The 26579-nt window shown below is 71.3% G+C and carries 22 protein-coding genes; 17 read left to right on the top strand and 5 right to left on the bottom strand.

What is annotated here, in order from left to right:
• Nucleotides 1-235 precede the first annotated feature (235 nt).
• From E6R60_RS34670 to mutM, 9 genes are all read left to right on the top strand, one after another.
• A complete protein-coding gene (locus E6R60_RS34670) occupies nucleotides 236-1870 on the top strand; it encodes a DAK2 domain-containing protein (RefSeq protein WP_136330706.1) in 1635 nt (544 codons plus the stop codon).
• A gap of 108 nt (nucleotides 1871-1978) precedes the next feature.
• Entirely contained in the window at nucleotides 1979-4210 is a 2232-nt protein-coding gene (gene recG / locus E6R60_RS34665; RefSeq protein ID WP_136330705.1) for an ATP-dependent DNA helicase RecG, read from the top strand.
• Nucleotides 4211-4336: 126 nt separating this feature from the next.
• Nucleotides 4337-4921 (top strand): 16S rRNA (guanine(966)-N(2))-methyltransferase RsmD, encoded by a 585-nt coding sequence (gene rsmD, locus E6R60_RS34660; RefSeq protein ID WP_136330704.1) that lies wholly within the window; start codon nucleotides 4337-4339, stop codon nucleotides 4919-4921.
• A gap of 26 nt (nucleotides 4922-4947) precedes the next feature.
• The gene (coaD, locus tag E6R60_RS34655) at nucleotides 4948-5427 is read left to right on the top strand and encodes a pantetheine-phosphate adenylyltransferase (protein ID WP_206309599.1); all 480 of its coding nucleotides are present in this window, start codon (nucleotides 4948-4950) and stop codon (nucleotides 5425-5427) included.
• A 98-nt stretch (nucleotides 5428-5525) separates the two neighbouring features.
• Nucleotides 5526-6647, top strand: a complete 1122-nt coding sequence (locus E6R60_RS34650; RefSeq protein WP_136330702.1) for an ATP synthase F0 subunit B — start codon at nucleotides 5526-5528, stop codon at nucleotides 6645-6647.
• A gap of 217 nt (nucleotides 6648-6864) precedes the next feature.
• Nucleotides 6865-7473, top strand: coding sequence for a DUF177 domain-containing protein (locus E6R60_RS34645; RefSeq protein WP_206309598.1), 609 nt, complete (start codon nucleotides 6865-6867; stop codon nucleotides 7471-7473).
• A gap of 2 nt (nucleotides 7474-7475) precedes the next feature.
• A complete protein-coding gene (rpmF, locus tag E6R60_RS34640) occupies nucleotides 7476-7649 on the top strand; it encodes a 50S ribosomal protein L32 (protein ID WP_003965982.1) in 174 nt (57 codons plus the stop codon).
• A gap of 19 nt (nucleotides 7650-7668) precedes the next feature.
• Nucleotides 7669-8490, top strand: coding sequence for a ribonuclease III (gene rnc / locus E6R60_RS34635; RefSeq protein WP_136330701.1), 822 nt, complete (start codon nucleotides 7669-7671; stop codon nucleotides 8488-8490).
• Between the two features lie 84 nt (nucleotides 8491-8574).
• A complete protein-coding gene (mutM, locus tag E6R60_RS34630; RefSeq protein ID WP_136330700.1) occupies nucleotides 8575-9429 on the top strand; it encodes a bifunctional DNA-formamidopyrimidine glycosylase/DNA-(apurinic or apyrimidinic site) lyase in 855 nt (284 codons plus the stop codon).
• Here the strand turns inward: mutM and E6R60_RS34625 are convergent.
• On the bottom strand, nucleotides 9426-9845 hold the full coding sequence (locus E6R60_RS34625) for a helix-turn-helix domain-containing protein (RefSeq protein ID WP_136330699.1): 420 nt from the start codon (nucleotides 9843-9845) through the stop codon (nucleotides 9426-9428). The genes mutM and E6R60_RS34625 overlap by 4 nt on opposite strands.
• A 108-nt stretch (nucleotides 9846-9953) precedes the next feature.
• Nucleotides 9954-10934, bottom strand: a complete 981-nt coding sequence (locus E6R60_RS34620) for a CAP domain-containing protein (protein WP_136330698.1) — start codon at nucleotides 10932-10934, stop codon at nucleotides 9954-9956.
• A 144-nt stretch (nucleotides 10935-11078) separates the two neighbouring features.
• Between E6R60_RS34620 and E6R60_RS34615 the strand changes: the two genes are divergently transcribed.
• The 4 genes from E6R60_RS34615 to E6R60_RS34595 all read left to right on the top strand — a co-directional run bounded on the left by E6R60_RS34615 (nucleotide 11079) and on the right by E6R60_RS34595 (nucleotide 17816).
• On the top strand, nucleotides 11079-11360 hold the full coding sequence (locus tag E6R60_RS34615; protein ID WP_136330697.1) for an acylphosphatase: 282 nt from the start codon (nucleotides 11079-11081) through the stop codon (nucleotides 11358-11360).
• A 448-nt stretch (nucleotides 11361-11808) separates the two neighbouring features.
• A complete protein-coding gene (locus E6R60_RS34605; RefSeq protein ID WP_018551753.1) occupies nucleotides 11809-12021 on the top strand; it encodes a hypothetical protein in 213 nt (70 codons plus the stop codon).
• 348 nt (nucleotides 12022-12369) lie between these two features.
• Nucleotides 12370-16188 (top strand): AAA family ATPase, encoded by a 3819-nt coding sequence (locus E6R60_RS34600; protein ID WP_136330696.1) that lies wholly within the window; start codon nucleotides 12370-12372, stop codon nucleotides 16186-16188.
• A 209-nt stretch (nucleotides 16189-16397) separates the two neighbouring features.
• Nucleotides 16398-17816 (top strand): sugar porter family MFS transporter, encoded by a 1419-nt coding sequence (locus tag E6R60_RS34595; protein ID WP_136330695.1) that lies wholly within the window; start codon nucleotides 16398-16400, stop codon nucleotides 17814-17816.
• A 72-nt stretch (nucleotides 17817-17888) separates the two neighbouring features.
• On the opposite strand, the gene E6R60_RS34590 is transcribed toward E6R60_RS34595, so the two are convergent.
• Both E6R60_RS34590 and E6R60_RS34585 read right to left on the bottom strand, forming a co-directional pair.
• Nucleotides 17889-18854, bottom strand: a complete 966-nt coding sequence (locus tag E6R60_RS34590) for an LLM class flavin-dependent oxidoreductase (RefSeq protein ID WP_136330694.1) — start codon at nucleotides 18852-18854, stop codon at nucleotides 17889-17891.
• Nucleotides 18855-18911: 57 nt separating this feature from the next.
• A complete protein-coding gene (locus E6R60_RS34585) occupies nucleotides 18912-20303 on the bottom strand; it encodes a cytosine permease (protein ID WP_136330693.1) in 1392 nt (463 codons plus the stop codon).
• A 186-nt stretch (nucleotides 20304-20489) separates the two neighbouring features.
• On the opposite strand from E6R60_RS34585, the gene ftsY reads away from it, so the two are divergent.
• Nucleotides 20490-21686 carry a signal recognition particle-docking protein FtsY gene (gene ftsY, locus E6R60_RS34580; RefSeq protein WP_136330692.1) on the top strand — a complete coding sequence of 399 codons (1197 nt, stop codon included), beginning with the start codon at nucleotides 20490-20492 and terminating at the stop codon, nucleotides 21684-21686.
• Between the two features lie 158 nt (nucleotides 21687-21844).
• Here ftsY and E6R60_RS34575 read toward each other — a convergent pair whose 3' ends face one another.
• Nucleotides 21845-22501 carry a bifunctional DNA primase/polymerase gene (locus E6R60_RS34575; RefSeq protein WP_136330691.1) on the bottom strand — a complete coding sequence of 219 codons (657 nt, stop codon included), beginning with the start codon at nucleotides 22499-22501 and terminating at the stop codon, nucleotides 21845-21847.
• 420 nt (nucleotides 22502-22921) lie between these two features.
• On the opposite strand from E6R60_RS34575, the gene E6R60_RS34570 reads away from it, so the two are divergent.
• The 3 genes from E6R60_RS34570 to E6R60_RS34560 all read left to right on the top strand — a co-directional run bounded on the left by E6R60_RS34570 (nucleotide 22922) and on the right by E6R60_RS34560 (nucleotide 26484).
• Complete coding sequence (locus E6R60_RS34570) at nucleotides 22922-24397, top strand: hypothetical protein (RefSeq protein WP_136330690.1); 1476 nt, start codon at nucleotides 22922-22924, stop codon at nucleotides 24395-24397.
• Between the two features lie 399 nt (nucleotides 24398-24796).
• The gene (locus E6R60_RS34565; protein WP_136330689.1) at nucleotides 24797-26149 is read left to right on the top strand and encodes an ammonium transporter; all 1353 of its coding nucleotides are present in this window, start codon (nucleotides 24797-24799) and stop codon (nucleotides 26147-26149) included.
• A complete protein-coding gene (locus E6R60_RS34560) occupies nucleotides 26146-26484 on the top strand; it encodes a P-II family nitrogen regulator (RefSeq protein WP_136330688.1) in 339 nt (112 codons plus the stop codon). The genes E6R60_RS34565 and E6R60_RS34560 overlap by 4 nt, the downstream gene beginning before the upstream one ends.
• Nucleotides 26485-26579: the final 95 nt, after the last annotated feature.

The following is a 26579-nucleotide window of genomic DNA, read 5'->3' as shown; positions in this document are numbered from 1 at the left end:
GCACTTACAGTGAATTCCGGCACGCCGGATTCATTGACTGAAGTGGCGGTACCGGGGGAATGTTCCCGACTCTCGCCGGGCAACCGAAGCAGCATACAACGGCTGCGTCGGAGATACGAAACTACCATGGGTCCACAGCCGCCCGCCCCGCCCCTGGACCCGTCCCGGCGGTCTGCCGGGGCTACCCTGCGGTGCAGCCCGCCGCCCCGGTACGCGTTTCGAGGAGGACCATCAGGTGCCGCAGACCGCCGACGACCTGGACGCCGTCGCGGTGCGTACCTGGTGCTCACTGGCGCTGGACGCGCTGGGCCGGGAGCGCGAGGCCATCGACGCGATCAACGTGTATCCCGTCGCCGACGGCGACACCGGAACCAATCTCTACCTGACCGTCGAATCCGCGGCGGCCGCCGTCGAGGCCGTCTTCGCCGCCCACGAGACCGGCGTCTCGGCCCCCTCCACCGCCGACGCGGTACGCGCCATGGCGCACGGCGCGCTCATCGGGGCCCGAGGCAACTCCGGCACGATCCTGGCGCAGCTCCTGCGCGGCATGGCCGGGGTCCTGGCCGAGGGGTCGGGCGCCGGCCGGCTGTGCCTCGCGCTCACCACGGCAGCGGCCTCGGCCCGGGAAGCGGTCGCCCACCCCGTCGAGGGCACGGTCCTGACCGTCGCCACCGAGGCGGCCGCGGCCGCGGCGCGGGTGGCGGCCGGCGCCGGGGCGCCCGCGGTGGTGCGGGCGGCGTACGAAGGGGCGCGGACGGCCCTGGACGCGACCCCGGGTCAGCTCGCGGTCCTCGGCCGGGCCGGGGTCGTCGACGCCGGTGGACGGGGACTGGTGGCGGTGCTCGGCGCGCTGCTGGAGGCGGTCTCGGGCCGCGCCCCGGAGCGGCGGTACGAGGCACCGGCGGCTCCCGCCGCGTTCGTCACCGAGGCCGGGGACTGCCCTGCGGCGGACGACCCCGAGGGCGGACCGGCCTTCGAGGTGATCTACCTGCTGGAGGCCGGTGACCAGGCCGTCGAGCGGTTGCGGACCCGCCTCGACGGGCTCGGAGACTCCCTCGTGGTGGTCGGCGGCGACGGGCTGTGGAACGTCCATGTGCACGTCGACGACGCGGGAGCGGCGGTGGAGGCCGGGGTCGAGGCCGGGCGGCCGTACCGGATCCGGATCACGCACTTCGCCGCGGACCGGGTGCACGGCCGCCCCGAACCCGTCCAACGGGCGGTCGTCGTGGTCGTCCCGGGCGACGGCCTCGCCGGCCTGTGCGCCCAGGCCGGCGCGACGACGGTGCTCGCGCGCCCCGGTGAGCCCCCGGCCAGCGGCGAACTCGTCGACGCCATCCGCCGCGCGCACGCCCGCGAGGTGGTGCTCCTGCCCAACGACGGGGACCTGCGCCACACCGCCGCAGCCGCCGCCGAGCAGGCCCGGGCCGAGGGCGTCCGGGTCTCCCTCATCCCCACCAGGGCGGCGGTCCAGGGCATCGCGGCCCTGGCCGTCCACGAACCGGACCGCAGCTTCGACGAGGACGTCGTCGCGATGACCGCGGCGGCCGGCGCCACCCGGTACGCCGAACTGGCCGTCGCCGAACGCCAGTCCTGGACCATGGCGGGCATCTGCCAGGCCGGCGACATCCTGGGCCTGATCGACGGTGATGTGGCCGTGATCGGCGAGGACGTCCCCGAAACGGCCCGGAAGGTGCTGGACCGGATGCTGGCGGCGGGCGGCGAACTCGTCACCCTGGTCCTCGGCGAGGACGTCCCCGACACCCTGGCCGAGGGGCTGGAGGAACACGTACGCGAGGGCTACCTGGCGGTGGACACGGTGGTCTACCGCGGCGGTCACCAGTGCGCTCCGCTGCTGATCGGCGTGGAGTAGCGCCGGCCGCCGCCCCCCGGCCGCCGCTCACCGGTCACCGGTCGCCGGCCGGGGGATTCCGGGGTTCCGGCGCTGCCCGGCGGACAACTGTCAGTGGTGTGGTGTGCAATGGATCGCGTGTCTGCGTTCGACGAACCCCTCAAGAAGCTGCTCGGCGGCGCCACCGCGAAGGTGATGGCCGAGCACCTCGACCTGCACACGGTCGGTGATCTCCTGCATCACTACCCGCGGCGGTACGAGGAGCGCGGCCGGCTCACGGCGCTGACCGACCTCCCGCTCGACGAGCATGTGACCGTCGTCGCCCAGGTCGACGACGCCCGCGTGATGACGTTCAACGGCGGCCGGGGCAGGCGCCTGGAGGTGACGCTGACCGACGGCCACGGCCGTCTCCAGCTGGTCTTCTTCGGCCACGGCGTTCACAAGCCGCACAAGGATCTGCTGCCGGGCCGGCGTGCGATGTTCGCCGGCAAGGTCTCCGTCTTCAACCGCAAGATGCAGCTGGCCCACCCCACGTACCAGCTGCTGGACGCCGAGGCCGTCGACGAGGCCGGGGCGAGCGAGGCCGTGGACGCCTTCGCCGGCAAGCTGCTCCCGATCTATCCCGCCTGCAAGCAGCTCGACTCCTGGCGGATCGCCAAGGCGGTCGACGCGGTGCTGCCCAGCGCCCAGGAGGCGGTGGACCCGCTCCCGCCCGCCCTGCGCGACGGCCGGGGCTTCACCTCCCTGCCCGAGGCGCTGGTGAAGATCCACCGGCCGCAGACGAAGGCCGACGTCGCCGCGGCCAGGGACCGGCTCAAGTGGGACGAGGCCTTCGTCCTCCAGGTCGCCCTCGCCCGCCGCCGGTACGCGGACACCCAGCTGCCCGCCGTCGCCCGCAGGCCGGTCCCCGGCGGCCTCGTCGACGCCTTCGACGCCAAGCTGCCGTTCACCCTCACCGACGGACAGGTCAAGGTCTCCAAGGAGATCTTCGACGACCTGGCGACCGAGCACCCCATGCACCGGCTGCTCCAGGGGGAGGTCGGCTCGGGGAAGACCCTGGTCGCGCTGCGCGCCATGCTGGGCACCGTCGACGCGGGCGGCCAGGCCGCCATGCTCGCGCCCACCGAGGTCCTCGCCCAGCAGCACCACCGCTCCGTCACCGAGATGATGGGCGAGCTCGCCGAGGGCGGCATGCTGGGCGGATCCGAGCAGGGCACCAAGGTCGTCCTCCTCACCGGCTCGATGGGCATGGCGGCCCGCAGGCAGGCCCTGCTCGACCTGGTCACCGGCGAGGCCGGGATCGTCATCGGGACGCATGCGCTGATCGAGGACAAGGTGCAGTTCCACGACCTGGGGCTGGTCGTCGTCGACGAGCAGCACCGCTTCGGGGTGGAGCAGCGCGACGCCCTGCGCTCCAAGGGGAAGCAGCCGCCGCATCTGCTCGTGATGACCGCCACCCCCATTCCCCGTACGGTCGCCATGACCGTCTTCGGCGACCTCGAGACCTCCGTCCTGGACCAGTTGCCGGCCGGCCGCTCGCCGATCGCCAGCCATGTCGTCCCCGCCAAGGACAAACCCCACTTCCTCAGCCGCGCCTGGGAACGCGTCCGTGAAGAGGTGGAGAACGGCCACCAGGCCTACGTCGTCTGCCCCCGCATCGGTGACGACGAGGACGACGCCGCCAAGAAGAAGAGCGCCAAGAAGAAGACCGCCGAGGAGAAGGAGGCGAAGGAGGAGGGGGACAAGCGCCCCCCGCTCGCCGTCCTGGAGATCGCCGAGCAGCTGGCCAAGGGGCCCCTCACCGGTCTGCGCATCGAGGTGCTGCACGGCAGGATGCACCCCGACGACAAGGACGACGTGATGCGCCGCTTCGCCGCGGGCGAGGTCGACGTCCTGGTCGCCACCACCGTCATCGAGGTCGGGGTCAACGTCCCCAACGCCACCGCGATGGTGATCATGGACGCCGACCGCTTCGGGGTCTCCCAGCTCCACCAGCTGCGCGGCCGGGTCGGCCGTGGATCGGCCCCCGGGCTCTGCCTGCTGGTCAGCGAGGCCCACGAGGCGAGCCCCGCCCGCGCCCGCCTCGCCGCCGTCGCCGCCACCCTCGACGGCTTCGAGCTCTCCCGGATCGACCTCGAACAGCGCCGCGAGGGCGATGTCCTCGGACAGGCCCAGTCCGGGGTCCGCTCCTCGCTCCGGGTGCTGAGCGTCATCGACGACGAGGAGGTCATCGCCGCCGCCCGCCAGGAGGCCGTCACGGTCGTGGCCGCCGACCCGGACCTGGAGCGCCTGCCCGAACTGCGCGTCGCGCTGGACGCCCTGCTGGACAAGGAACGTGAGGAGTACCTCGACAAGGGCTGACCGGGCCGGGCGGGCCGTGACCGACGGAGGCGGCCGGCCGGGCCCCGGCAGGCCCGACGCCATATCGTGGGTGGCACGGCGCCCGCAGCACCCTGCGCGCCGCCCCGACCCGAGGATCAGACACCCATGACCCGCGTGATCGCAGGCGTGGCAGGCGGACGCCGCCTGGCCGTCCCGCCCGGCACCGGCACCCGCCCCACCTCCGACCGCGCGCGTGAGGGCCTGTTCTCCACCTGGCAGGCGCTCCTCGGCACCCTCGACGGCATCCGGATCGCCGATCTCTACGCGGGCTCGGGGGCCGTCGGCCTCGAAGCGCTCTCCCGCGGAGCGGTCCACGCCCTGCTCGTCGAGGCCGACGCCAAGGCCGTCCGCACCGTCCGGGACAACGTCCGCACCCTGGGCCTGCCCGGCGCCGAGGTCCGTGCCGGCAGAGCCGAACAGATCGTGACGGGACCGGCGCCCGCGGACCCGTACGACGTGGTCTTCCTCGACCCTCCGTACGCCGTCACCGACGACGATCTTCGCGAGATCCTGCTCACACTCCGTACGCAGGGGTGGCTCACAGACGATGCGCTCGTCACGGTGGAACGCAGCACCAGAGGCGGAGAATTCGGCTGGCCCAAGGGATTCGAGCCATTGCGGGCCCGTCGCTACGGCGAGGGAACGCTTTGGTACGGTCGCGCCGCCGCTACGTGCGAAGACGCACGATGACCGGACCGGAGAGCGAGGGAATCAAGTTGCGCCGCGCCGTCTGCCCGGGGTCGTTCGACCCCATCACCAACGGACATCTCGACATCATCGGCCGTGCCTCGAAGCTGTACGACGTCGTACATGTCGCGGTGATGATCAACCAGTCCAAGAAGGGCCTGTTCACGGTCGACGAGCGGATCGAGCTGATCCGCCAGGTCACCGCGGACTTCGGCAACGTCCAGGTCGAGTCCTTCCACGGGCTGCTGGTCGACTTCTGCAAGCAGCGCGACATCCCGGCGATCGTGAAGGGCCTGAGGGCCGTCAGCGACTTCGACTACGAGCTTCAGATGGCCCAGATGAACAACGGGCTCTCGGGGGTCGAGACGCTCTTCGTGCCGACCAACCCGACCTACAGTTTCCTGTCGTCCTCCCTGGTCAAGGAGGTGGCGGCCTGGGGCGGGGACGTCTCGCACCTGCTACCGCCGCTGGTCCACGAGGCACTGACCGGGCGCCTCGCTCAGCAGTGACGCACTGACGGTCCGTCACCAGGTGTCGGGCGGGAGCCGACTGGCCGTACAGTCGTCCCGTCCGTCTCCAATCGGCAGTAGAGAGTGGCGAGCACACGGTGGACGTGCAGAAGAAGCTCGACGAGATCGTCGAAGCGGTCGGGAACGCCCGATCCATGCCCATGTCGGCATCCTGCGTGGTCAACCGCGCCGAACTGCTCTCGATGCTCGAAGAGGTGCGCGAGGCCCTGCCCGGCTCGCTCGCCCAGGCGGCGCAGGTCATCGGCGGCCACGAGCAGCTCGTCGAGCAGGCCCGCCAGGAGGCCGGCCGGATCATCGAGAGCGCCCACGCCGAGCGCGGCTCGCTCATCGCCGGCACGGAGATCGCCCGGCAGGCCCAGGCCGAGGCGGACCGGATCCTCGGCGAGGCCCGCAAGGACGCCGAGGAGGTCCGGGCCGAGGCCGACGAGTACGTCGACAGCAAGCTCGCCAACTTCGAGGTCGTCCTCACCAAGACGATCGGCTCCGTCGACCGGGGCCGCGAGAAGCTCCTCGGCCGCGGCCAGGGCTTCGACGAGCAGGGCTACGAGGACCCGGACTTCGCCGAGGCCCCCGAGCGCAGCTCCGACCCGGCCACGCTCCAGCGCCGGGCCGACGAGTACGTCGACACGAAGCTCGGCGCCTTCGAGGCGGTGCTCGCCAAGACGCTGGAGGCCGTCGGCCGGGGCCGGCAGAAGCTGCACGGCCGGGTCGCCACCGACGATCTCGGCGCGCACATGGCCGCGCAGGACGCCGCCGGCGCCCAGGGCCACACCAGCGACGAGGACCACTGGGCCGGGCTGGCCGAGCTCGCCGCCCCCGAACCGCTTCCGGTGCCCCGGCAGCACGGCGAGCCGCGGTACGCGGCCCAGCCGGAGCCGCAGTACGCGCAGACGTACGCGTACCAGGAGCAGCAGGACGGCTACCAGGAGCAGCCGCGGCAGGACGCGTACCAGGATCAGACGCAGCAGCCCGACCCGTACGGGTACCAGCAGCAGCCCGATCCGTACGCCGGGTACCAGCAACAGGGCTACGACCCGAACCAGGCCCAGGCCCCGATGCCGGCGCAGGGCTACGACGCCTGGCAGCAGCCGGCGCAGCCCCCGCAGCAGCACGGCGAGGGCGCCTTGGACGAGACCAGCCTGTTCGACACCGGCATGATCGACCTGGAGCAGCTCCGCCGGTACGAACAGGAGCGCTGAGTCCCACCGGGAGCCGGGTCCCGGTCCTGCCTCCGGGCCGGATTGGGAGCTGGGCGGTGTGTCCAGTATCCTGGTTCTTCGGTCGCGCGTATGTCCGCGATCCCGGCTGCCCGCTTCGACTCCGAACGGGCCGGCCCCACCCCCACCCCGCGTGATGCGCACGATTTCGAAAGCAGGAGAAGCCCTGAACGGCCACCTCGACCACCGCAACCCCCTCGTGTTCGATACGCACGAGCTGGGTCGGCGTCCGGGTGCCCTCAAGCGGCTGACCCGCTCGGCGGACGCCCCCAAGGACCTCGGCATCGACGGGGTCATCGGTGTGCCGGAAGGCGCACCCGTGGAGCTGGACGTCCGCCTCGAATCGGTCATGGAAGGTGTGCTTGTCACAGGCACCGCCCGTGCGACCGCCGAGGGGGAGTGCGTAAGGTGTCTGGAGCCGCTGACCCTTGAGGTCGAGGCGGATTTCCAGGAAATGTTCTCGTACCCTGACGCCGATGACCGGAACCGCAGCAAGACCGCGGACCCGGTCGACGACGCCGAGGACGACGAGGACAGGTACTTCCTCGAGGACGGCTTGTTCGACCTCGAGTCGGTGCTGCGTGATGCGGTGGTGCTCGCACTGCCGATGCAGCCGGTGTGCACGGAGACCTGCGCCGGCCTGTGTTCCGAATGCGGGATCAGGCTGGACGAGAATCCGGGCCACCACCACGATGTCGTCGATGCTCGTTGGGCGGCATTGCAAGGACTCGCCGAGACCGTTCAGGACGGCGAGAAGGACAACATGGGCGGCGCCGAAGCAGGCGCCGACGAGAAGCAGGAGAAGTAGCCGTGGCTGTTCCGAAGCGGAAGATGTCGCGCAGCAACACGCGCCACCGCCGGTCGCAGTGGAAGGCTGCGGTCCCCACCCTGGTTTCGTGCGAGCGTTGCCAGGAGCCGAAGCTGCAGCACATCGCGTGCCCCAGCTGCGGCACGTACAACAAGCGCCAGGTCCTCGAGGTCTGAGCGGCTGGTGAGAGGCCCGATGTCTGAGTTGTCCCACGCCAAGAAGCAGGCAGACAACGTCAACACAGCCTCGTCCCACACGCTTCTGGAAGGGCGGCTCGGGTACCACCTCGAGTCCGCCCTTCTGGTGCGTGCGCTGACCCATCGTTCGTACGCGTACGAGAACGGCGGTCTGCCCACCAACGAGCGGCTCGAATTCCTCGGGGATTCGGTGCTCGGCCTGGTGGTCACGGACACGCTGTACCGCACTCACCCCGACCTGCCTGAAGGCCAGCTGGCCAAATTGCGGGCCGCGGTGGTCAACTCGCGTGCGCTTGCGGAAGTGGGCCGCGGCCTCGAACTCGGCTCCTTCATCCGGCTCGGCCGGGGTGAAGAGGGCACGGGTGGCCGGGACAAGGCGTCCATCCTCGCCGACACCCTTGAAGCGGTGATCGGTGCGGTCTATCTCGATCAGGGCCTCGACGTGGCCTCGGAGCTGGTTCACCGGCTCTTCGACCCGTTGATCGACCGGTCCTCGAACCTCGGCGCCGGCCTGGACTGGAAGACCAGCCTCCAGGAGCTCACCGCGAGCGAGGGTCTCGGAGTCCCCGAGTACCTCGTCACGGAGACCGGCCCGGACCACGAGAAGACCTTTACTGCTGCTGCTCGCGTCGGTGGTGTCTCGTACGGCACCGGCACCGGCCGTAGCAAGAAGGAAGCGGAACAGCAGGCGGCCGAGTCCGCCTGGCGCGAGATCAGCGCCGCCGCGGAAGCACGGGAGGCCGCGGCGAAGTCCGCTGCCGACGGAGGGGCCGCCGACACCCCTGCCGACCCGGCGTCCACGGACGTTGCTCCTGCCTGACCTCGAGAACCCCTCGGTGCCCAGCGCGCCGGGGGGTTCTTCCTGTCCACATCCAGGTCCAGCCACAGATACAGGAGCGCCACCGTGCCCGAGCTGCCCGAGGTCGAAGTCGTCCGGCGCGGTCTTGAGCGCTGGGTCGCCGGGCGCACGGTCGGCGAGGTCGACGTGCTGCACCCGCGTGCGGTCCGCCGGCATCTCGCGGGCGGTGCGGACTTCGCGGCCCGGCTCGGCGGCGTCCGCCTGGGGACGGCGATGCGCCGCGGCAAGTACCTGTGGGTGCCGCTCGATGACGCGGCCACCTCGCTCCTGGGCCACCTGGGCATGAGCGGTCAGCTGCTCGTGCAGCCCGAGGGCGCACCCGACGAGAAGCATCTGCGGATCAGGATCCGCTTCGACGACGCGGTCGGTACCGAGCTGCGCTTCGTCGACCAGCGCACCTTCGGCGGGCTCTCCCTCCACGAGAACACCGCCGACGGACTGCCGGACATCATCGCGCACATCGCCCGCGACCCCCTGGACCCGGCCTTCGACGAGGCCGCTTTCCACACCGCGCTGCGACTGCGGCGCACGACGGTCAAACGCGCCCTGCTCGACCAGTCACTGATCAGCGGCGTCGGCAACATCTACGCGGACGAGGCGCTGTGGCGCGCCCGGCTGCACTACGACCGGCCGACGGCGACCCTGACCCGCCCCAAGTCGGCCGAACTGCTCGGTCACGTTTGCGACGTGATGAACGCGGCGCTGGCGCAGGGCGGCACGAGCTTCGACAGCCTCTACGTGAACGTGAACGGCGAGTCGGGCTACTTCGACCGCTCGCTCGACGCCTACGGGCGTGAGGACCAGCCCTGCAACCGTTGCGGTACGCCGATGCGGCGCCGCGCCTGGATGAACCGGTCGAGCTACTTCTGCCCCCGCTGCCAGCGACCGCCGCGCGCTTAGCCTTGGTGCGTGTGGGCCTCGTCGTACCGCCCCCGCGCCGCCAGGACCTCGGACATCCGGCCCTCGACGAGCTGGATGAGGCCGAGGAGCTGCCCGGCGACCTGCCGCCCCAGCGGGGTGAGCTCGTAGTCGACGCGCGGGGGGTTGGTCGGCCGGGCCTCGCGGTGCACCAGTCCGTCGCGCTCCAGGGCGTGCAGGGTCTGGGAGAGCATTTTCTCGCTCACCCCGTCGACCCGGCGCCGCAGGGCGTTGAACCGGAGGCTGCCCTCGTACAGCGCGCCCAGGGTCAGACTTCCCCAGCGACCGGTGACGTTTTCCAGGGTGCCGCGCGAGGGGCACTGCCGGGAGAACACGTCGAAGGGGAGGGTGCTGTCCGGGCCGCTCCCGGCCGGTGCGCTGCCGCCGGTCTCTTCCATGAAAACCAGCGTACGCCCGCACAGCGCTTTCCACGGGATTGCGCATTCCGTGGGTGAGCGAGTGGGGCGTACGGGGTGGGAGCGGGCCCGGGGGCGTCCCGCGACGTGTCAGAAGCCGAAGTCCTGCGTCCACCAGGGGCCGCCGGAGCCGAAGTGGACACCGACTCCGAGCGTCTTGTAGTCGCAGTTGAGAATGTTCGCGCGGTGGCCTTCGCTGTTCATCCAGGCCTCCATCACGGCCTCGGCATCGGCCTGGCCGCGGGCTATGTTCTCCCCGCCGAGGCCCGAGACGCCGGCCTTGGCGGCGCGGTCCCACGGGGACTGTCCGTCGGGGTCGGTGTGGTCGAAGAACCCGCGGGCCGCCATGTCGTCGCTGAAGTTCTGGGCGAGCGAGGCCAGCGAGGTGCTCGCGGTCACTGGGCTGCATCCGACCTTGGCCCGCTCCTGGTTGACCAGGGCGAGCACGGCGGCCTGGGCCGAGGTGGGGGCGGCCGACGTGGCGGGCCTGGGGGCGGCCGGTGCGGAGGCCGAGGTCCTGGGTGCGGCCGGGCTCGACGCGGTGGCCGGGGCCGAGCTCTTCGTGGGTGCGGCGGCGGAGGGAGTCTTCGAGGCGGAGCGCCGCGCCTGCTCGGTGGCGGCCGCTGCCTTCGTCCTCGCCGGCCCGGAGGTCTTCGACGGGGAAGCGGACGGCGTGCCGGCCTTGGGGGAGGCCGACTTCGCGGGCGCCTCGGTGCGGTCGGTACCCCGGCTCGCCGCGGCGGACGCGGATGCCCGCGCGGAGGCGGACGCGGACGCGCGGCCGGCCGGGGCGGTCGTGGAGCCGCCCTGCGTCAGGAGGTCCGGGGCGCCCTCGGAGCGCACGTGGTCAGCGGCCGGGCCGCCACTCACGTGGTACGTGTCGCCGCCCGGCAGCAGTCCGGAGGCCACCGCCACGGCCCCCACGGCCATGGCCGCGGAGACGCCTAGCAGTCCCGTGCGTACCGGCAAGCCGGACCGCTTCCTGCGGCGCGCTCCCTGGTTCCGGCCCGCCGTTCCCTCCGCGGACTGTTCAGCGGCGGGAGCTGCGGCGGAGCGTCGATGGCGTCCCATCTGCTGTGCCCTTCTGACGATCTGGACGCCGTTGTCGGCGCACCCTGACTCACCCGATCGAGTGAAGCTATTGCGAGGGGACTGTACGCCATGGCCCATCGGCCGGAAGTGCTCCGAGAGCAATTGGCCGGTTAGCGTTCGGGTATGAATGAAGAGGTGCGACTCACCGCTTGGGTACGCGGTCGAGTACAGCAAGTAGGGTTCCGCTGGTTCACCAGGGCAAACGCTTTGGAGATCGGCGGCCTCAGTGGATTCGCGCTCAATCTCGAGGACGGCCGGGTGCAGGTCGTGGCGGAAGGGGCGCGTGAGAATTGCCACCGTCTCCTGGATTGGCTGCGTTCGGACGACACACCCGGCCGCGTTGACGGAGTCACTGAGATCTGGGACACGCCGCGGGGTGGATACGAGGGATTCGCGATCCGCTGATCCGGTCCCCGGGAGGCCGGCGAACGCGGCTCGTGTTCGGGCCGTGTTCGAGGTGCCCCGGGGCGTGACCGCGAAGGGTCCGGTCATGCGTACACATGAAATGACCTGCGGAATGACCGATGGTTGCCAAGATTCGGATGCCGTGCCAGGCTGCGGCAGTAAGGATGACTTCCGCGCCCCGGAGTGCCCCGCTGGAGAGTCGCGCCGCATGATCGTCGAGCGGCGCGCCCCCGGGACGCCCGCCTCTGCGGCGCGTGATCGTGTTGACCGTCAAACTTTTTGGTGAGACGCTGAAATCCCCGCGCACCTTAGCTGTTCGGCAGAGCTGTTTGGCAGCAGAACAGCAGTGAACACAGAGCAACACGGAGCACTGCCGAGCACCGCGGGTGCGATTCCCTCACGACCCACACCGCATCGGTCGGTCACTCAGTGTGGAGGACCATCCATCATGGCAAAGGCGCTTCTCGGTTACGTCGGCGGTTCCGACCCGCGACTCCTCGCCGAGATGCGACGGCTTCAGCAGCGCGTCCAGGATCTTGAGTCCGAGCTCGTACGGATTCAGGACGAGAACGACGCGCTCAACGCCGCCGCTCAGCACCAAGAGTCGCTGCTCGACAGCATCGACATCGACGTACCTCAGGCGGAGCCGGCGCTGACCTGACCGAAGGCCCCCAGGGGCCGGTCGGGCTGCGCGCGTCAGCCGCACGGGAACATCGCCGGATCGTCACCGGATCATTGAAGATCAATCGCTCTTGATCTGCTTCGTCATGTGCCTCGTCACTGATCCGGGCACGCGCGCCTTCACGCCTTCGTGGAGACGGCCGATCCGGCGACACAGCATTGCACGCGATGTGCAGGGGACGCTTCGGCGTCCCTTTTGCTTTTCCCCCGCATCCCGTCGAACCGCGCTCTTCCGCGCCCGCCCCCGACGTACATCCCTTCCCTTACCGTCTGATGTGCCCTGCACCTTCATCAGTGAAACCGAGAGCGAAAGGTAGAGTCCGGCGGCGTGCACCTCAAGGCCCTGACCCTGCGTGGTTTCAAATCGTTCGCGTCCGCCACCACCCTGCGGTTCGAACCCGGGATCACCTGTGTGGTCGGCCCCAATGGGTCGGGAAAGTCCAATGTGGTGGACGCGCTCTCCTGGGTCATGGGGGAGCAGGGCGCGAAATCCCTGCGCGGCGGCAAGATGGAAGACGTGATCTTCGCCGGCACCACCGGGCGCCCCCCGCTCGGCCGGGCGGAAGTGTCGCTGACCATCGACAATTCCGACGGCGCACTGCCCATCGAGTACGCCGAAGTGACGATCACCCGCATCATGTTCCGCAACGGCGGCAGCGAATACCAGATCAATGGCGACACCTGCCGGCTGCTGGACATCCAGGAACTCCTCTCGGACTCCGGCATCGGCCGGGAGATGCACGTCATCGTCGGCCAGGGCCAGCTGGATTCCGTGCTCCACGCGGACCCGATGGGGCGCCGCGCCTTCATCGAGGAGGCCGCGGGCGTCCTCAAGCACCGCAAGCGCAAGGAGAAGGCGCTGCGGAAGCTGGACGCGATGGGGGCGAACCTGGCCCGCGTGCAGGACCTCACCGACGAACTGCGGCGGCAGTTGAAACCGCTCGGCCGGCAGGCGGCGGTGGCCCGCCGGGCCGCCGTGATCCAGGCGGATCTGCGCGACGCCCGGCTGCGCCTCCTCGCCGACGACCTGGTACGCCTGCACACCGCGCTGCGCAGCGAGATCGCCGACGAGGCGGCCCTGAAGCAGCGCCGGGAGGCGGCCGAGACGGAACTGAAAGCGGCCCTCGCGCGCGAGGCCGAACTGGAGGGCGAGGTACGGCGGCTGACGCCGAGGCTCCAGCGGGCCCAGCAGACCTGGTACGAACTGTCGCAGCTGGCCGAACGGGTGCGCGGCACCGTCTCGCTCGCCGACGCCCGGGTGAAGAGCGCCACCGCGCCGCCCGAGGAGGAACGGCGCGGGCGTGATCCCGAGGACATGGAACGCGAGGCGGCCCGGATCCGCGAGCAGGAGGCGGAGCTCACCGCGGCGCTGGAGGCGGCGGAGCACGCACTGGACGACACCGCGTCCCACCGGGCCGGACTGGAAAGGGAACTGGCGGCCGAGGAACGCCGGCTCAAGGACGCCGCCCGTGCCCTCGCGGACCGCCGCGAAGGGCTCGCCCGGCTGCACGGCCAGGTGAACGCGGCCCGCAGCCGGGCCGGTTCGGCGCAGTCGGAGATCGACCGGCTGGCCGCCTCGCGGGACGAGGCGCGGGAGCGGGCGGTCGCCGCCCAGGAGGAGTACGAGCAGCTGAAGGCCGAGGTGGACGGCCTGGACGCAGGGGACGCGGAGCTCGGTGAGCGGTACGAGGCGGCCCGGCGTGAACTGAAGGAGGCCGAGGGCTCGCTCTCCGCGGCGCGGGAGGACCTGACCACCGCCGAACGCGAGCGCGCGGCGGTCGCGGCCCGCCACGACGCGCTGGCACTCGGGCTGCGCCGGAAGGACGGCACGGGCGCGCTGCTCGGCGCCCGGGACCGGCTGACGGGTCTGCTCGGCCCGGCCGCGGAACTGCTCACGGTGGCGCAGGGACACGAGGTCGCGGTGGCGGCGGCGCTGGGTGCGGCGGCGGACGCGGTCGCGGTGACGGACGCGGCGACCGCGGCGGAGGCGATCCGGCTGCTCCGCAAGCAGGACGCGGGGCGGGCGTCCCTCCTGCTCGGCGGCGGGAGCGGGAGCGGGAGTGGCGCGAGCGCGGACGGCCCGGCGCCCGGCGGGTCCGACGGGACGGGCCATGTCCCTCAGCAGGGGGCGGAGGCGCCCGGCGGGTCCGACGCGGTGGGCCAGGTCCCGGAGCAGGGGCCGGAGCCGCACTCCGCGGCGGCCGCGCATGTTCCGGTACAGGGGGCGGTGCCCGCGCCACCGGAGACCGCCGCACACCTCCCCTCCGGCGCATCGGCCGCGGCCGAAGCCGAGCCGGCCGGGACGACCGCACTGGTCCTCGCCGGCAACCGGGTGGCCGCCCCCGCCGTCGCCGATCTCGTCAGCGGTCCGGCCGGACTGATGGCCGCGGTCCGCAGGCTGGTGCGGGACATGGTGGTCGTCGCCACGCTGGAGGACGCCGAGGACCTGATCGCCGCCCGTCCGGAGCTGACGGCGGTGACCCACGAGGGAGACGTGCTCTCGGCGCACTTCGCACACGGCGGCTCGGCGGGTGCGCCCAGCCTCCTGGAGGTCCAGGCGTCCGTGGACGAGGCGGCGGCGGAGCTGGCCGAACTCGCCGTGCGGTGCGAGGAGCTGTCCGGGACGCAGCGGAGCGCGGCGGAGCGGCGCGGCGCCTGCGCGGCGCTCGTCGAGGAGTTGGGGGAGCGCCGCCGGACGGCGGAGCGGGAGAAGTCCGGGGTGGCCCAGCAGCTCGGCCGGCTGGCCGGGCAGGCCCGCGGCGCGGCGGGCGAGGCCGAGCGGATGACCGCATCGGCGGCCCGCGCCCAGGAGGCCCTGGAGCGGGCGACGCTGGAGGCCGAGGAGCTGGCCGAGCGGCTGCTGGTGGCCGAGGAGGCGGCGGAGGACGGCGCGGACGAGGAGCCGGACACCGCCGTGCGCGACCGGCTGGCCGCCGACGGCGCCAACGCCCGCCAGACCGAAATGGAGGCCCGGCTCCAGGTCCGTACGCACGAGGAGCGCGTCAAGGCCCTCGCCGGACGCGCCGACTCCCTCGACCGGGGCGCCCGCGCCGAGCGTGAGGCCCGCGCCCGTGCCGAGCGGCGCCGCGCCCGGCTGCGTCACGAGGCCGCCGTGGCATCGGCCGTCGCGTCGGGCGCCCGTCAGCTGCTCGCTCACGTCGAGATGTCCGTCGTGCGGGCCGGGGAGGAGCGGGCGGCCGCCGAGGCGTCGAAGGCCGAGCGGGAGCGGGAGCTGGCGGCCGAGCGCCACCGGGGCCGCGAGCTCAAGGGGGAGCTGGACAAGCTGACGGACTCCGTTCACCGGGGCGAGGTGCTCGGCGCCGAGAAGAGGCTGCGGATAGAGCAGCTGGAGGCGAAGGCCCTGGAGGAACTGGGGGTGGAGCCGGCCGGCCTGGCGGCGGAGTACGGCCCGGACCAGCTCGTCCCGCCGTCCCCGGCGGCCGAGGGGGAGGAGCTCCCGGAGGACCCGGAGCACCCGCGCAACCAGCCGAAGCCGTTCGTCCGGGCCGAGCAGGAGAAGCGGCTGAGGTCGGCCGAACGGGCGTATCAGCAACTCGGGAAGGTGAATCCGCTCGCCCTGGAGGAGTTCTCGGCGCTGGAGGAGCGGCACAAGTTCCTCTCCGAGCAGCTGGAGGACCTGAAGAAGACCCGGGCCGATCTGATGCAGGTCATCAAGGAGGTCGACGAGCGGGTCGAGCAGGTCTTCACCGAGGCGTACCGGGACACGGCCAGGGAGTTCGAGGGCGTCTTCTCGCGCCTCTTCCCGGGCGGCGAGGGCCGGCTCGTCCTGACCGATCCGGACAACATGCTGGCGACCGGTGTGGACGTGGAAGCCCGGCCGCCCGGCAAGAAGGTCAAGCGGCTCTCCCTGCTGTCGGGCGGGGAAAGGTCGCTGACCGCAGTGGCGTTGCTGGTCTCGATCTTCAAGGCCAGGCCGAGCCCGTTCTATGTGATGGACGAGGTCGAGGCGGCGCTCGACGACACCAATCTGCAGCGTCTGATCCGGATCATGGAGGAGCTCCAGGAGAGTTCCCAGCTCATCGTGATCACGCATCAGAAGCGGACGATGGAGGTCGCCGACGCGCTGTACGGCGTCTCCATGCAGGGCGACGGCGTCTCGAAGGTGATCAGCCAGCGGCTGCGCTGAGGCTTCACATAATTTTCAAGTCTTCAACGTGAGTCCTGACGAACTGGGGGTATCCGCTCGGTCAGGACCCCACTGTTGACTTCAAAACTTGAACGCATAGTCTCTGCAACGTCGTTTTTAGCTTCAAGTGGTGGCACTTGTGAAGTTGTGCGCCACTAGAAGAGCTCACCCCCCACGCCTGACGTTGCGGCCAGGCCCCAGGAGTTCATGTGACCAGCACCTCGCAGGGACCGGCGTCCGGAGCCCGGTCGGCTCATCCGGACCACATCGGCCATGTCATCTTCATCACCGCTGCGGCCGCCATGGGTGGCTTCCTCTTCGGCTACGACAGTTCCGTGATCAACGGCGCCGTCGAGGCGATCCGCAGCCGGTACGACATCGGCTCGGGCACGCTCGCCCAGGTCATCGCCATCGCGCTGATCGGCTGCGCGATCGGCGCCGCCACAGCCGGCCGCATCGCCGACCGCATCGGCCGCATCCGCTGTATGCAGATCGCCTCGGTGCTCTTCACCATCAGCGCCGTGGGCTCCGCGCTTCCCTTCGCGCTCTGGGACCTGGCGATGTGGCGCATCATCGGCGGCTTCGCCATCGGGATGGCGTCGGTGATCGGCCCGGCCTACATCGCCGAGGTCTCCCCGCCCGCCTACCGCGGCCGGCTCGGCTCCTTCCAGCAGGCGGCGATCGTCATCGGCATCGCCATCTCCCAGCTGGTCAACTACGGCATCCTGCAGCTCGCCGACGGTGACCAGCGCGGCAAGATCGGCGGGCTGGAAGCCTGGCAGTGGATGCTCGGCGTGATGGTCGTGCCCGCGGTGCTCTACGGGCTCCTCTCGTTCGCGATCCCCGAGTCGCCGCGCTTCCTGATCTCCGTCGGCAAGAAGGAGCGTGCCCGGCAGATCCTCGAAGAGGTCGAAGGGAAGAACATCGACCTCGACGCCCGGGTCACCGAGATCGAGACCGCGATGCACCGCGAGCACAAGTCGAGCTTCAGGGACCTGCTCGGCAGCCGCTTCGGCTTCCTGCCCATCGTCTGGGTCGGTATCGGCCTGTCGGTGTTCCAGCAGCTCGTCGGCATCAACGTGGCCTTCTACTACTCGGCGACGCTGTGGCAGTCGGTCGGCATCGACCCGACCGACTCGTTCTTCTGGTCGTTCACGACGTCGATCATCAACATCATCGGTACGGTGATCGCGATGATCCTGGTGGACCGGGTGGGCCGCCGCCCGCTGGCCCTCGTCGGCTCCTGCGGCATGGCGGTCGCCCTCGCCTTCGAGGCATGGGCCTTCTCCGCCGATCTGGTCGACGGCAAACTCCCCACCGCGCAGGGCGTGGTCGCCCTCGTCGCCGCCCACGTCTTCGTGCTCTTCTTCGCCCTCTCGTGGGGCGTCGTGGTCTGGGTCTTCCTGGGCGAGATGTTCCCGAACCGGATCCGCGCCGCCGCACTCGGCGTCGCCGCCTCCGCGCAGTGGATCGCCAACTGGGCGATCACCGCGAGCTTCCCGAGCCTCGCCGACTGGAACCTGTCGGGCACGTACATCATCTACGCCTGCTTCGCCACGCTCTCGATCCCCTTCGTCATCAAGTTCGTCAAGGAGACCAAGGGCAAGGCGCTGGAGGAGATGGGCTGAACCCCGCTGCCCCGCTCTCCTCGAAAACCGTACGGCCCCGGCGCGCACCCGCGCACCGGGGCCGTACGCGGCTCAGCCCCCGAGTGCCCCGCAGAACAGCCGCAGACTGCGCCACCCTTCCTCGACCGGCATTCCGCCGCAGAGCGGGTGCAGCACCAGGCTGTCCAGCTCCCCGGCGAGAGCCGCGCACTCCTCGGGTGCGACCACCCGGTAGACGCCCTCGTCCCGGAGCTCCGCCACCGTCGTCGCCGCCGAGCGGACGGCCGAGCGTATGTCCTTGGACTGCCAGGAGGCGTACGTACGCGCCTCGTGCAGGAAGTGCTCCCCGTACCGCGCCCACGTCCGGTCCGGATCCTCGGACACGTGCAGCAACGGCGTCTGGGCGGCGGGCATCATGCAGAAGCCCTCCGTGCCGTGCTCCGCGCGCCGCTCGTGGTAGTACGCCTCCAGCTCCGGCAGATGCGCGCTCGGGAACAGCGGCAGTCCGAGCCGGGCCGCCCGCCGCGCCGCCGCCCGCGAGCTGCCGCCCACCAGCAGCAGCGGATGCGGGCGGGTGTACGGCCGCGGGGTGACGGTGACCGTGCGGCCGCGGAACTCGAACGGCTCCCCGGTCCACGCCCGCACCAGCGTCTCCAGCACCTCGTCCTGGAGCCGGCCGCGCCTGCCCCACTCGACGCCGGCCCGCTCGTACTCCTCGGGCCGGTAACCGATCCCCGCGACCGTCACCAGCCGGCCGGCGCTCAGCAGATCGAGCACCGCGATGTCCTCGGCCAGGCGCAACGGGTCGTGCAGCGGCCCGATGACCGCGGAGACCGTGACCGCGATCCGGCGGGTGGCCCCGAACACGGCCCCCGCCAGCACGAAGGGCGACGGCAGCCAGGAGTTGGCGGCCCCGTGGTGCTCCTCGGTCTGGACCGTGTCGACGCCGTGCTCGTCGGCGTACGCGGCCATGTCCAGCGCCGCACGGTAGCGGGCCGACAGGGAATCCGGGGTGGCGTCCGGGTCGACGAGGTTGAACCGGACGACTGTGAAGGCCATGACGCTGTCTCCTTCGCCGAGCGGGCCGGGGGAGGCCGGACCCTAGCTGACGAAGCGTCAGAAGTGTAGGGATGCGGCCCGTTCCCCCTCGCCGGGCCGCGGCAGCATCGCGTACAGACCGCCCGAGACGACGATCGTGACCGCCCAGCCGAGCCCGTTGCGCCCGGCCCAGCTCGTCGCGAGCGGGCCGGTGAACCACTCCACGCCGGTGAACAGCAGCCCCACCACCAGGCCCGCGGCCCAGGCCGCCACCGCGCTCCACGCGAAACCGCCCGCGTACCAGTAGGCGCTGCTCCGCGTGGTGTCCATGAGCGCCACCGGGTCGTACACGCGTCCTCGCAGCTGATCCACGCCGAAGACCCCGATCCAGGCCGAGAACGTCACCGCGAGCAGGCGCAGAAAGGACACGAACGCATCGACGAAACTGCTGGCCACGAGCATCAGCAGCGCCCCCAGGAACAGACTGATCACGGCGTTCACGCCGACGGCCCAGGCGCGCGGCACCGTGAATCCCAGCGTCTGCGCGGTGAATCCGGCCGAATACATCGACATGGCGTTGATCACCACCATGCCGAGCACGGCGACCCCCAGATAGGGAACCGAGATCCAGTCGGGCAGCCGCTCGCCGATGAACGAGACCGGATCACGGGTGACGGCGAGCCCGGGCGCGCCGACCGCCATCACCGCCCCCATCAGGACCATCGGCACGAACACGATGCCCGCACCGCCCACGGTCGCCGCGACCACCGCCCTGCCCGGCGCGGTGCGCGGCAGATAGCGGGTGAAGTCCGGTCCGGTGGGCGCCCAGCTGATCCCGCCCGCCGCCAGGGTGCCGATCCCCGCGATCACCGCCGAAGTGGGACCGGCCGGACGGTCCAGCACCGCCCGCCAGGCCGTCGCCCCCGCCAGGTGCGCCAGGACCAGGACGCTGAACCCGCCGAACAGGTACGCCGACCAGGTGCAGCACAGTCGCAGCGCCCGCACGCCCAGCCCCGACAGCAGGAAACCGCCCGCGACGAACGCGAGGAGCGTCCCCATGATCAGCGGCGTGGTGCTCCGGACGCCGAAGAGCAGGCGGAGCACGGCCAGCAGGGCGTAGGCCCCGGTGACCGCGTTCACCGTCTCCCAGCCCCAACGGGCCATCCAGATCAGCGCACCGGGCGCCAGATTGCCCCGCTGCCCGAAGACGGCCCGGGACAGGGCCATGCCGGGGGCGCCGCCGCTGCGGCCCGCGACCGAGATCAGTCCCACCATGCCGAACGCGACGGCCGGGGCCACGACCGCGACGGTCAGCACCTGCCAGAAGCCCAGCTTGTCGAGGACGACGAACCCCGCCCCGATGGTGAGCAGCAGCACGGTCATGTTGGCGGCCGCCCAGGTGGGCAGGAGCGCCCGTACCCGGCCGGTGCGCTCACTGTCGGGCACGGGGTCCAGCCCACGGGTTTCCACGGCCGGATCGTACCTTTCCCGGCATACGGTATATACCGCCTCCGTGTCCGGGGGTGCCGCGCGTCCTCCGCCCGCCGGGCGGGGTGCCGTCGGGCACCGCGGCAGGAGGCCGTCGCACGCACGCGGCCCCCTGCCGGACCGCGCGTCCCTCGCTTGCCGCCGCACGTGACCGATACTGGGTGGGTTATGGAATTCGTCATCCTTGCTGTAGTCATCGCCCTGGTCGCGGTCGGCGTGATCAGCGGGCTCGTGGTCAGCAGCCGCAAGAAGAAGCAGCTGCCCCCGGCACCGTCGAGCACGCCGACCCTCACTCCTCCCGCCGAGCCCCATGTCGGCGAGGAGGCCGAGACGCCGCGCGACACCTCGCGCCGCACCATCGAGGAGGTCGGCCTTCCGCCCGAGGAGGCCCCGGAAACCGCTGAACCGGAGACGCCCGCGGCCCCCGCGCTGGACGTCCCCGAGCCCACCGCCGGCCGTCTCGTACGGCTGCGGGCCCGGCTCGCCCGCTCGCAGAGCACCCTCGGCAAGGGGCTGCTCACGCTCCTGTCGCGGGACAACCTCGACGAGGACACCTGGGAGGAGATCGAGGACACCCTCCTCACCGCCGACGTCGGCGTCGCCCCCACCCAGGAACTGGTCGAACGCCTCCGGGAGCGCGTCCGCGTCCTCGGCACCCGTACCCCCGACGAGCTGCGCACCCTGCTGCGCGAGGAGCTCCTCACCCTGCTCGGCACCGACTTCGACCGTGCGGTCAGGACGGAGGGCGGGGCGGAGACCCCCGGCGTCGTGATGGTCGTCGGCGTCAACGGCACCGGCAAGACCACCACCACCGGCAAACTGGCCCGGGTGCTCGTGGCCGACGGCCGCAGCGTCGTGCTCGGTGCGGCCGACACCTTCCGTGCCGCCGCCGCCGACCAGCTCCAGACCTGGGGCGAGCGCGTCGGCGCCCGCACCGTGCGCGGCCCCGAGGGCGGCGACCCGGCGTCGATCGCCTACGACGCCGTGAAGGAGGGCATCGCCGAGGGCGCCGACGTCGTCCTCATCGACACCGCGGGCCGGCTGCACACCAAGACCGGGCTGATGGACGAGCTCGGCAAGGTCAAGCGGGTCGTCGAGAAGCACGGACCGCTCGACGAGATCCTGCTCGTCCTCGACGCCACCACCGGTCAGAACGGCCTGGTCCAGGCGCGGGTGTTCGCCGAGGTCGTCGACATCACCGGCATCGTCCTCACCAAGCTCGACGGCACCGCCAAGGGCGGCATCGTCATCGCCGTCCAGCGCGAGCTGGGCGTGCCGGTGAAGCTAGTCGGACTCGGCGAAGGGCCGGACGATCTGGCTCCGTTCGAACCGGAGGCGTTCGTGGACGCCCTGATCGGGGACTGACCCCAGCCCCACTCCGTACAGCGAGGAGCCCGGCCGCATCGGACGAGCGGCCGGGCTCCTCGCTGGGGTCGCTGGGCCGCGTGGGGCGAGTGGCCGGGCTCCTTGCTGGGGTCGCTGGGCCGCGTGGGACGATCGGCCCAGATCCTCGCTGCGGTCGCTCAGCCGCAGGGGGCCAGCCGGTGGCAGATGTACGCCAGCGTCCCCAGCAGCAGCCGCGCCTCCGGCGGCGCCGCCGCCGTGTCCAGGGCCGGCGCGCGCAGCCAGCGGACCGGGCCGAGACCGCCCCGGTCCGAGGGCGGCGCGGTGATGTGGGAGCCGGCGCCGAACGCCCGCAGGTCCAGGCCCGTGTCGTCCCAGCCCGTCCGGTACAGCAGCCGGGGGAGCTCGGCGGCCGCTCCGGGCGCGACGAAGAACTGCGCCCGGCCGTCCGGCGTCACCGTCACCGGCCCCTGCGGCAGCCCCATCCGCTCCATCCGCACGAGCGCCCGGCGCCCGGCCTGCTCGGCGACGTCGAGGACGTCGAAGCTGCGCCCGACCGGCAGCAGCATCGACGCGCCGGGCACCTCGGCCCAGGCGCGCGCCGCCGCGTCGAGGGTGGCCCCGGCGGGAACCTCCCGCGCGAAGTCCAGCGGATGCGCCCCGGGGGAGGGGCAGCCCGCGTCCCCGCACGAGCAGGCGCCGTCCCGGGCGCGGGCGCCCGGGACGACCGCCCAGCCCCACAGTCCCGTGTACTCGGCCACCGCGGTGCCCTCGGCGGCCCGGCCGCGACGCCGTGCGCCGGACCGCTTCTCACGGATGCCGATCGTGAAGCCCATGCCCCCTCCAACGGGTCCAGCTCGCCGGTGGTTACGAACCGGAGAGACGCGTGACACTCCGTCGCCCTGACGACCGTCGCGGCGAAGGTGCGCGCCCCCGGGGTGCGAGACTCGGCGCGCGCCCCTGAGCGCATCTCTGCGCCTCCCGCTGATCGCTGTCTGTCAAGTGAATCGCGCCCGGCCGAGGTGGCGTTCATTCGAAGGGGTGGCGAATGGTGGCGTTTCTGTAAACACGCTCGCCCGACGGGTGATCGTAGGATTACCGTCGGTACACGAACCATGGAAGTATGTGCGCCCATGGGTATGCCGGAGGCAACCCGATTTTCTGTTCGATGGTGGGCAACCCGCATACGGACAGCATCGGTTCACGGCATTCTGATAGAGGTTCGCGCGACAGTATTCGGCGGATGGGGGCGTTCAGTGAGTGGCAGCGGCGCAGGCGATGCGAATGCCGGTAAGCGCCCCAACGGGCAATTGGGATCATGGTTCGTGCGCAGCGGCTGGTCGAAGGGCGAGCTCGCCCGGCAGGTGAACCGCAGAGCGCGCCAGATGGGCGCCCACCACATCAGCACCGACACCTCACGGGTGCGGCGCTGGCTCGACGGTGAGCAGCCGCGCGAACCGATCCCGCGCATCCTGTCCGAGCTGTTCTCCGAGCGCTTCGGATCCGTCGTCGCCGTCGAGGACCTGGGGCTGCGCACCGCCCACCAGGCGCCCTCCGTGGCCGGCGTCGATCTGCCCTGGGCCGGGCCCCAGACGGTCGCCCTGCTCAGCGAGTTCTCCCGCAGCGACCTGATGCTGGCCCGCCGCGGATTCCTCGGCAGCTCACTCGCGCTCGCCGCCGGACCCGCCCTCATCGAGCCCATGCAGCGCTGGCTGGTGCCCGTCGCCTCCGGCGGCTCCGTCGAACCGGAGTCGGCCGCCGCCGCCCGCCGCCCCTCCCGGCTCTCCGGTCCGGAGCTCGACCTGCTGGAGTCCACCACCGCGATGTTCCGCCAGTGGGACGCGCAGTGCGGCGGCGGACTGCGCCGCAAGGCCGTCGTCGGCCAGCTCCACGAGGTCACCGACCTGCTCCAGGAACCGCAGCCGGCCGCCACCGCCAAGCGCCTGTTCCGCTGCGCCGCCGAACTGGCCGAACTGGCGGGCTGGATGAGTTACGACGTCGGTCTCCAGCCCACCGCCCAGAAGTACTTCGTGCTCGCCCTGCACGCCTCCAAGGAGGCCGGCGACAAGCCGCTGGGCTCCTACGTCCTGTCGAGCATGAGCCGTCAGATGATCCACCTCGGCCGGCCCGACGACGCCCTGGAACTCATCCACCTCGCGCAGTACGGCAGCCGCGACTGCGCCACCGCCCGGACCCAGGCCATGCTGTATGCGATGGAGGCCCGCGCCTACGCCAACATGGGCCAGCCCAGCAAGTGCAAGCGGGCCGTGCGGATGGCCGAGGACACCTTCCTCGACGCGGGGATGGACGGCGAGCCCGAGCCCGACTGGATCCGCTTCTTCTCCGAGGCCGAGCTCAACGGCGAGAACTCCCACTCCTACCGCGACCTGGCCTATGTGGCCGGGCGCAGCCCCACCTACGCCTCCTTGGCCGAACCTGTCATGCGCAGGGCGGTCGAGCTCTTCGGCGAGGACGACGAGCACCAGCGGTCGTACGCCCTCAACCTGGTGGGCCTCGCCACGGTCCACCTCCTCAAGCGCGAGCCCGAGCAGTCCACCGTGCTGGCCGAGAAGGCTCTGCGCGTCGCCAGGAAGGTCCGCTCGGAACGCGTGAACACCCGGCTGCGCAAGACCGTCGACACCGCCGCCAGGGACTTCGGGGACATTCCCGAGGTCGCCCGGCTCACCGATCTCCTCACCGAACAACTGCCCGAGACCGCCGAAGCGGTCTGAGCAGCCCCTGCCCCGGCCACGACGGCCACCCCGCACCGACCGACTTCGGCTCCCCCGATTGCCTGGTCAGCGGGTGGTCGCCGTGGCCGGTTCGTGTGGTCGTTCCCCTGCCGGAGAGTCGTAACCGCACCGTATGCGGCTCCGGCCGCAGAGTAGGCCGGAGCGTGGGTACGGCACGGGCGGTTCATGGGGACGTAACACGGCGCTCCTCTTAGTCACTGCGGCGAAACATCGTGCGGCATCGGCCGAAACGGCGCTGGGCGAATCTCATGGCGCATAAGGACCGACCGGCAAGTGGAGGGCGGTCCAACCGGCCCGCACCTTTTCCCCAGTGGTCCCGCACGTGGTTACGTCCCCACCGCCCCCGCACGCGGCCGCACCGACGACGAGGAGACGCCGATGCCCCCAGGCATCACGACGCTTGCAGCAGACGCCCCGACACTGTCTGCCGCCAACACCGGGTTCATGCTCATCTGCTCGGCCCTGGTGATGCTCATGACCCCGGCCCTGGCCTTCTTCTACGGAGGCATGGTCCGCGTCAAGAGCACCCTCAACATGCTGATGATGAGCTTCATCAGCCTCGGGATCGTCACGATCCTGTGGGTGCTCTACGGATTCAGCCTCGCCTTCGGCACCGACGCCGGCTCGGTCATCGGATGGAGCCAGGACTTCGTCGGCCTCAGCGGGATCGGCGTCACGGAACTCTGGGACGGCTACACGATCCCGGTGTACGTCTTCGCCGTGTTCCAGCTGATGTTCGCCGTGATCACCCCGGCCCTGATCAGCGGCGCCCTCGCCGACCGGGTCAAGTTCACCTCGTGGGCGCTCTTCATCACCCTCTGGGTCACCGTCGTCTACTTCCCGGTCGCCCACTGGGTCTGGGGCGCGGGCGGCTGGCTCTTCGAGCTCGGAGTCATCGACTTCGCCGGCGGTACCGCCGTGCACATCAACGCGGGTGCCGCGGCCCTCGGCGTGATCCTCGTCATCGGCAAGCGCGTCGGCTTCAAGAAGGACCCGATGCGGCCGCACAGCCTGCCGCTCGTCATGCTCGGCGCCGGTCTCCTCTGGTTCGGCTGGTTCGGCTTCAACGCCGGCTCGTGGCTCGGCAACGACGACGGCGTCGGCGCGGTCATGTTCGTCAACACGCAGGTCGCCACCGCCGCCGCGATGCTCGCCTGGCTCGGCTACGAGAAGCTCCGCCACGGCTCCTTCACCACCCTGGGCGCCGCCTCCGGCGCCGTCGCCGGACTCGTCGCCATCACCCCGGCCGGCGGCGCGGTCAGCCCGCTCGGCGCCATCGCCGTCGGCGCCATCGCCGGTGTCCTGTGCGCCATGGCCGTCGGCCTGAAGTACAAGTTCGGCTACGACGACTCCCTGGACGTCGTCGGCGTCCACCTCGTCGGCGGTGTCGCCGGATCCCTCCTCATCGGCCTCTTCGCCACCGGCGGCGTCCAGTCCGACGCCAAGGGCCTCTTCTACGGCGGCGGACTCGACCAGCTCGGCAAGCAGGCCGTCGGCGTCTTCGCGGTCCTCGCGTACTCTCTGGTCGTCTCCGCGATCCTCGCCTTCCTGCTCGACAAGACCATCGGGATGCGCGTCGAGGAGGACGACGAGGTCTCCGGCATCGACCAGGTCGAACACGCCGAGACCGCGTACGACTTCAGCGGTGCGGGCGGCGGCTCGGCCTCGCGCTCCACGCCCCCCGCACCCGGCACCACAGCAGCCCCGACGAACAAGAAGGTGGACGCATGAAGCTCATCACCGCAGTCGTGAAGCCCCACCGGCTTGACGAGATCAAGGAGGCCCTCCAGGCCTTCGGCGTCCAGGGCCTCACGGTCACGGAAGCCAGCGGCTACGGGCGTCAGCGCGGCCACACCGAGGTCTACCGCGGTGCCGAGTACACCGTCGACCTGGTCCCGAAGATCCGCATCGAGGTCCTCGTCGAGGACGAGGACTCCGAACAGCTCATCGACGTCGTCGTGAAGGCCGCCCGGACCGGCAAGATCGGTGACGGCAAGGTCTGGAGCGTCCCCGTCGAGACCGCGATCCGGGTACGCACCGGGGAACGCGGCCCGGACGCACTCTGACCGACTGTTCCGCACACGGAAAGGCAGCTGGGTGACGAGCATCGAAGTGACCACCGAATCAGAGGACTCGGGACCCAGCGGCTACGCGGCGGCCC

It is taken from the genome of Streptomyces sp. A0642 (genome assembly GCF_004795105.1).
GTDB lineage: Bacteria > Actinomycetota > Actinomycetes > Streptomycetales > Streptomycetaceae > Streptomyces.
Note: the sequence above shows the minus strand (reverse complement) of the source record. Positions and strands in the feature narration are given on the sequence as shown.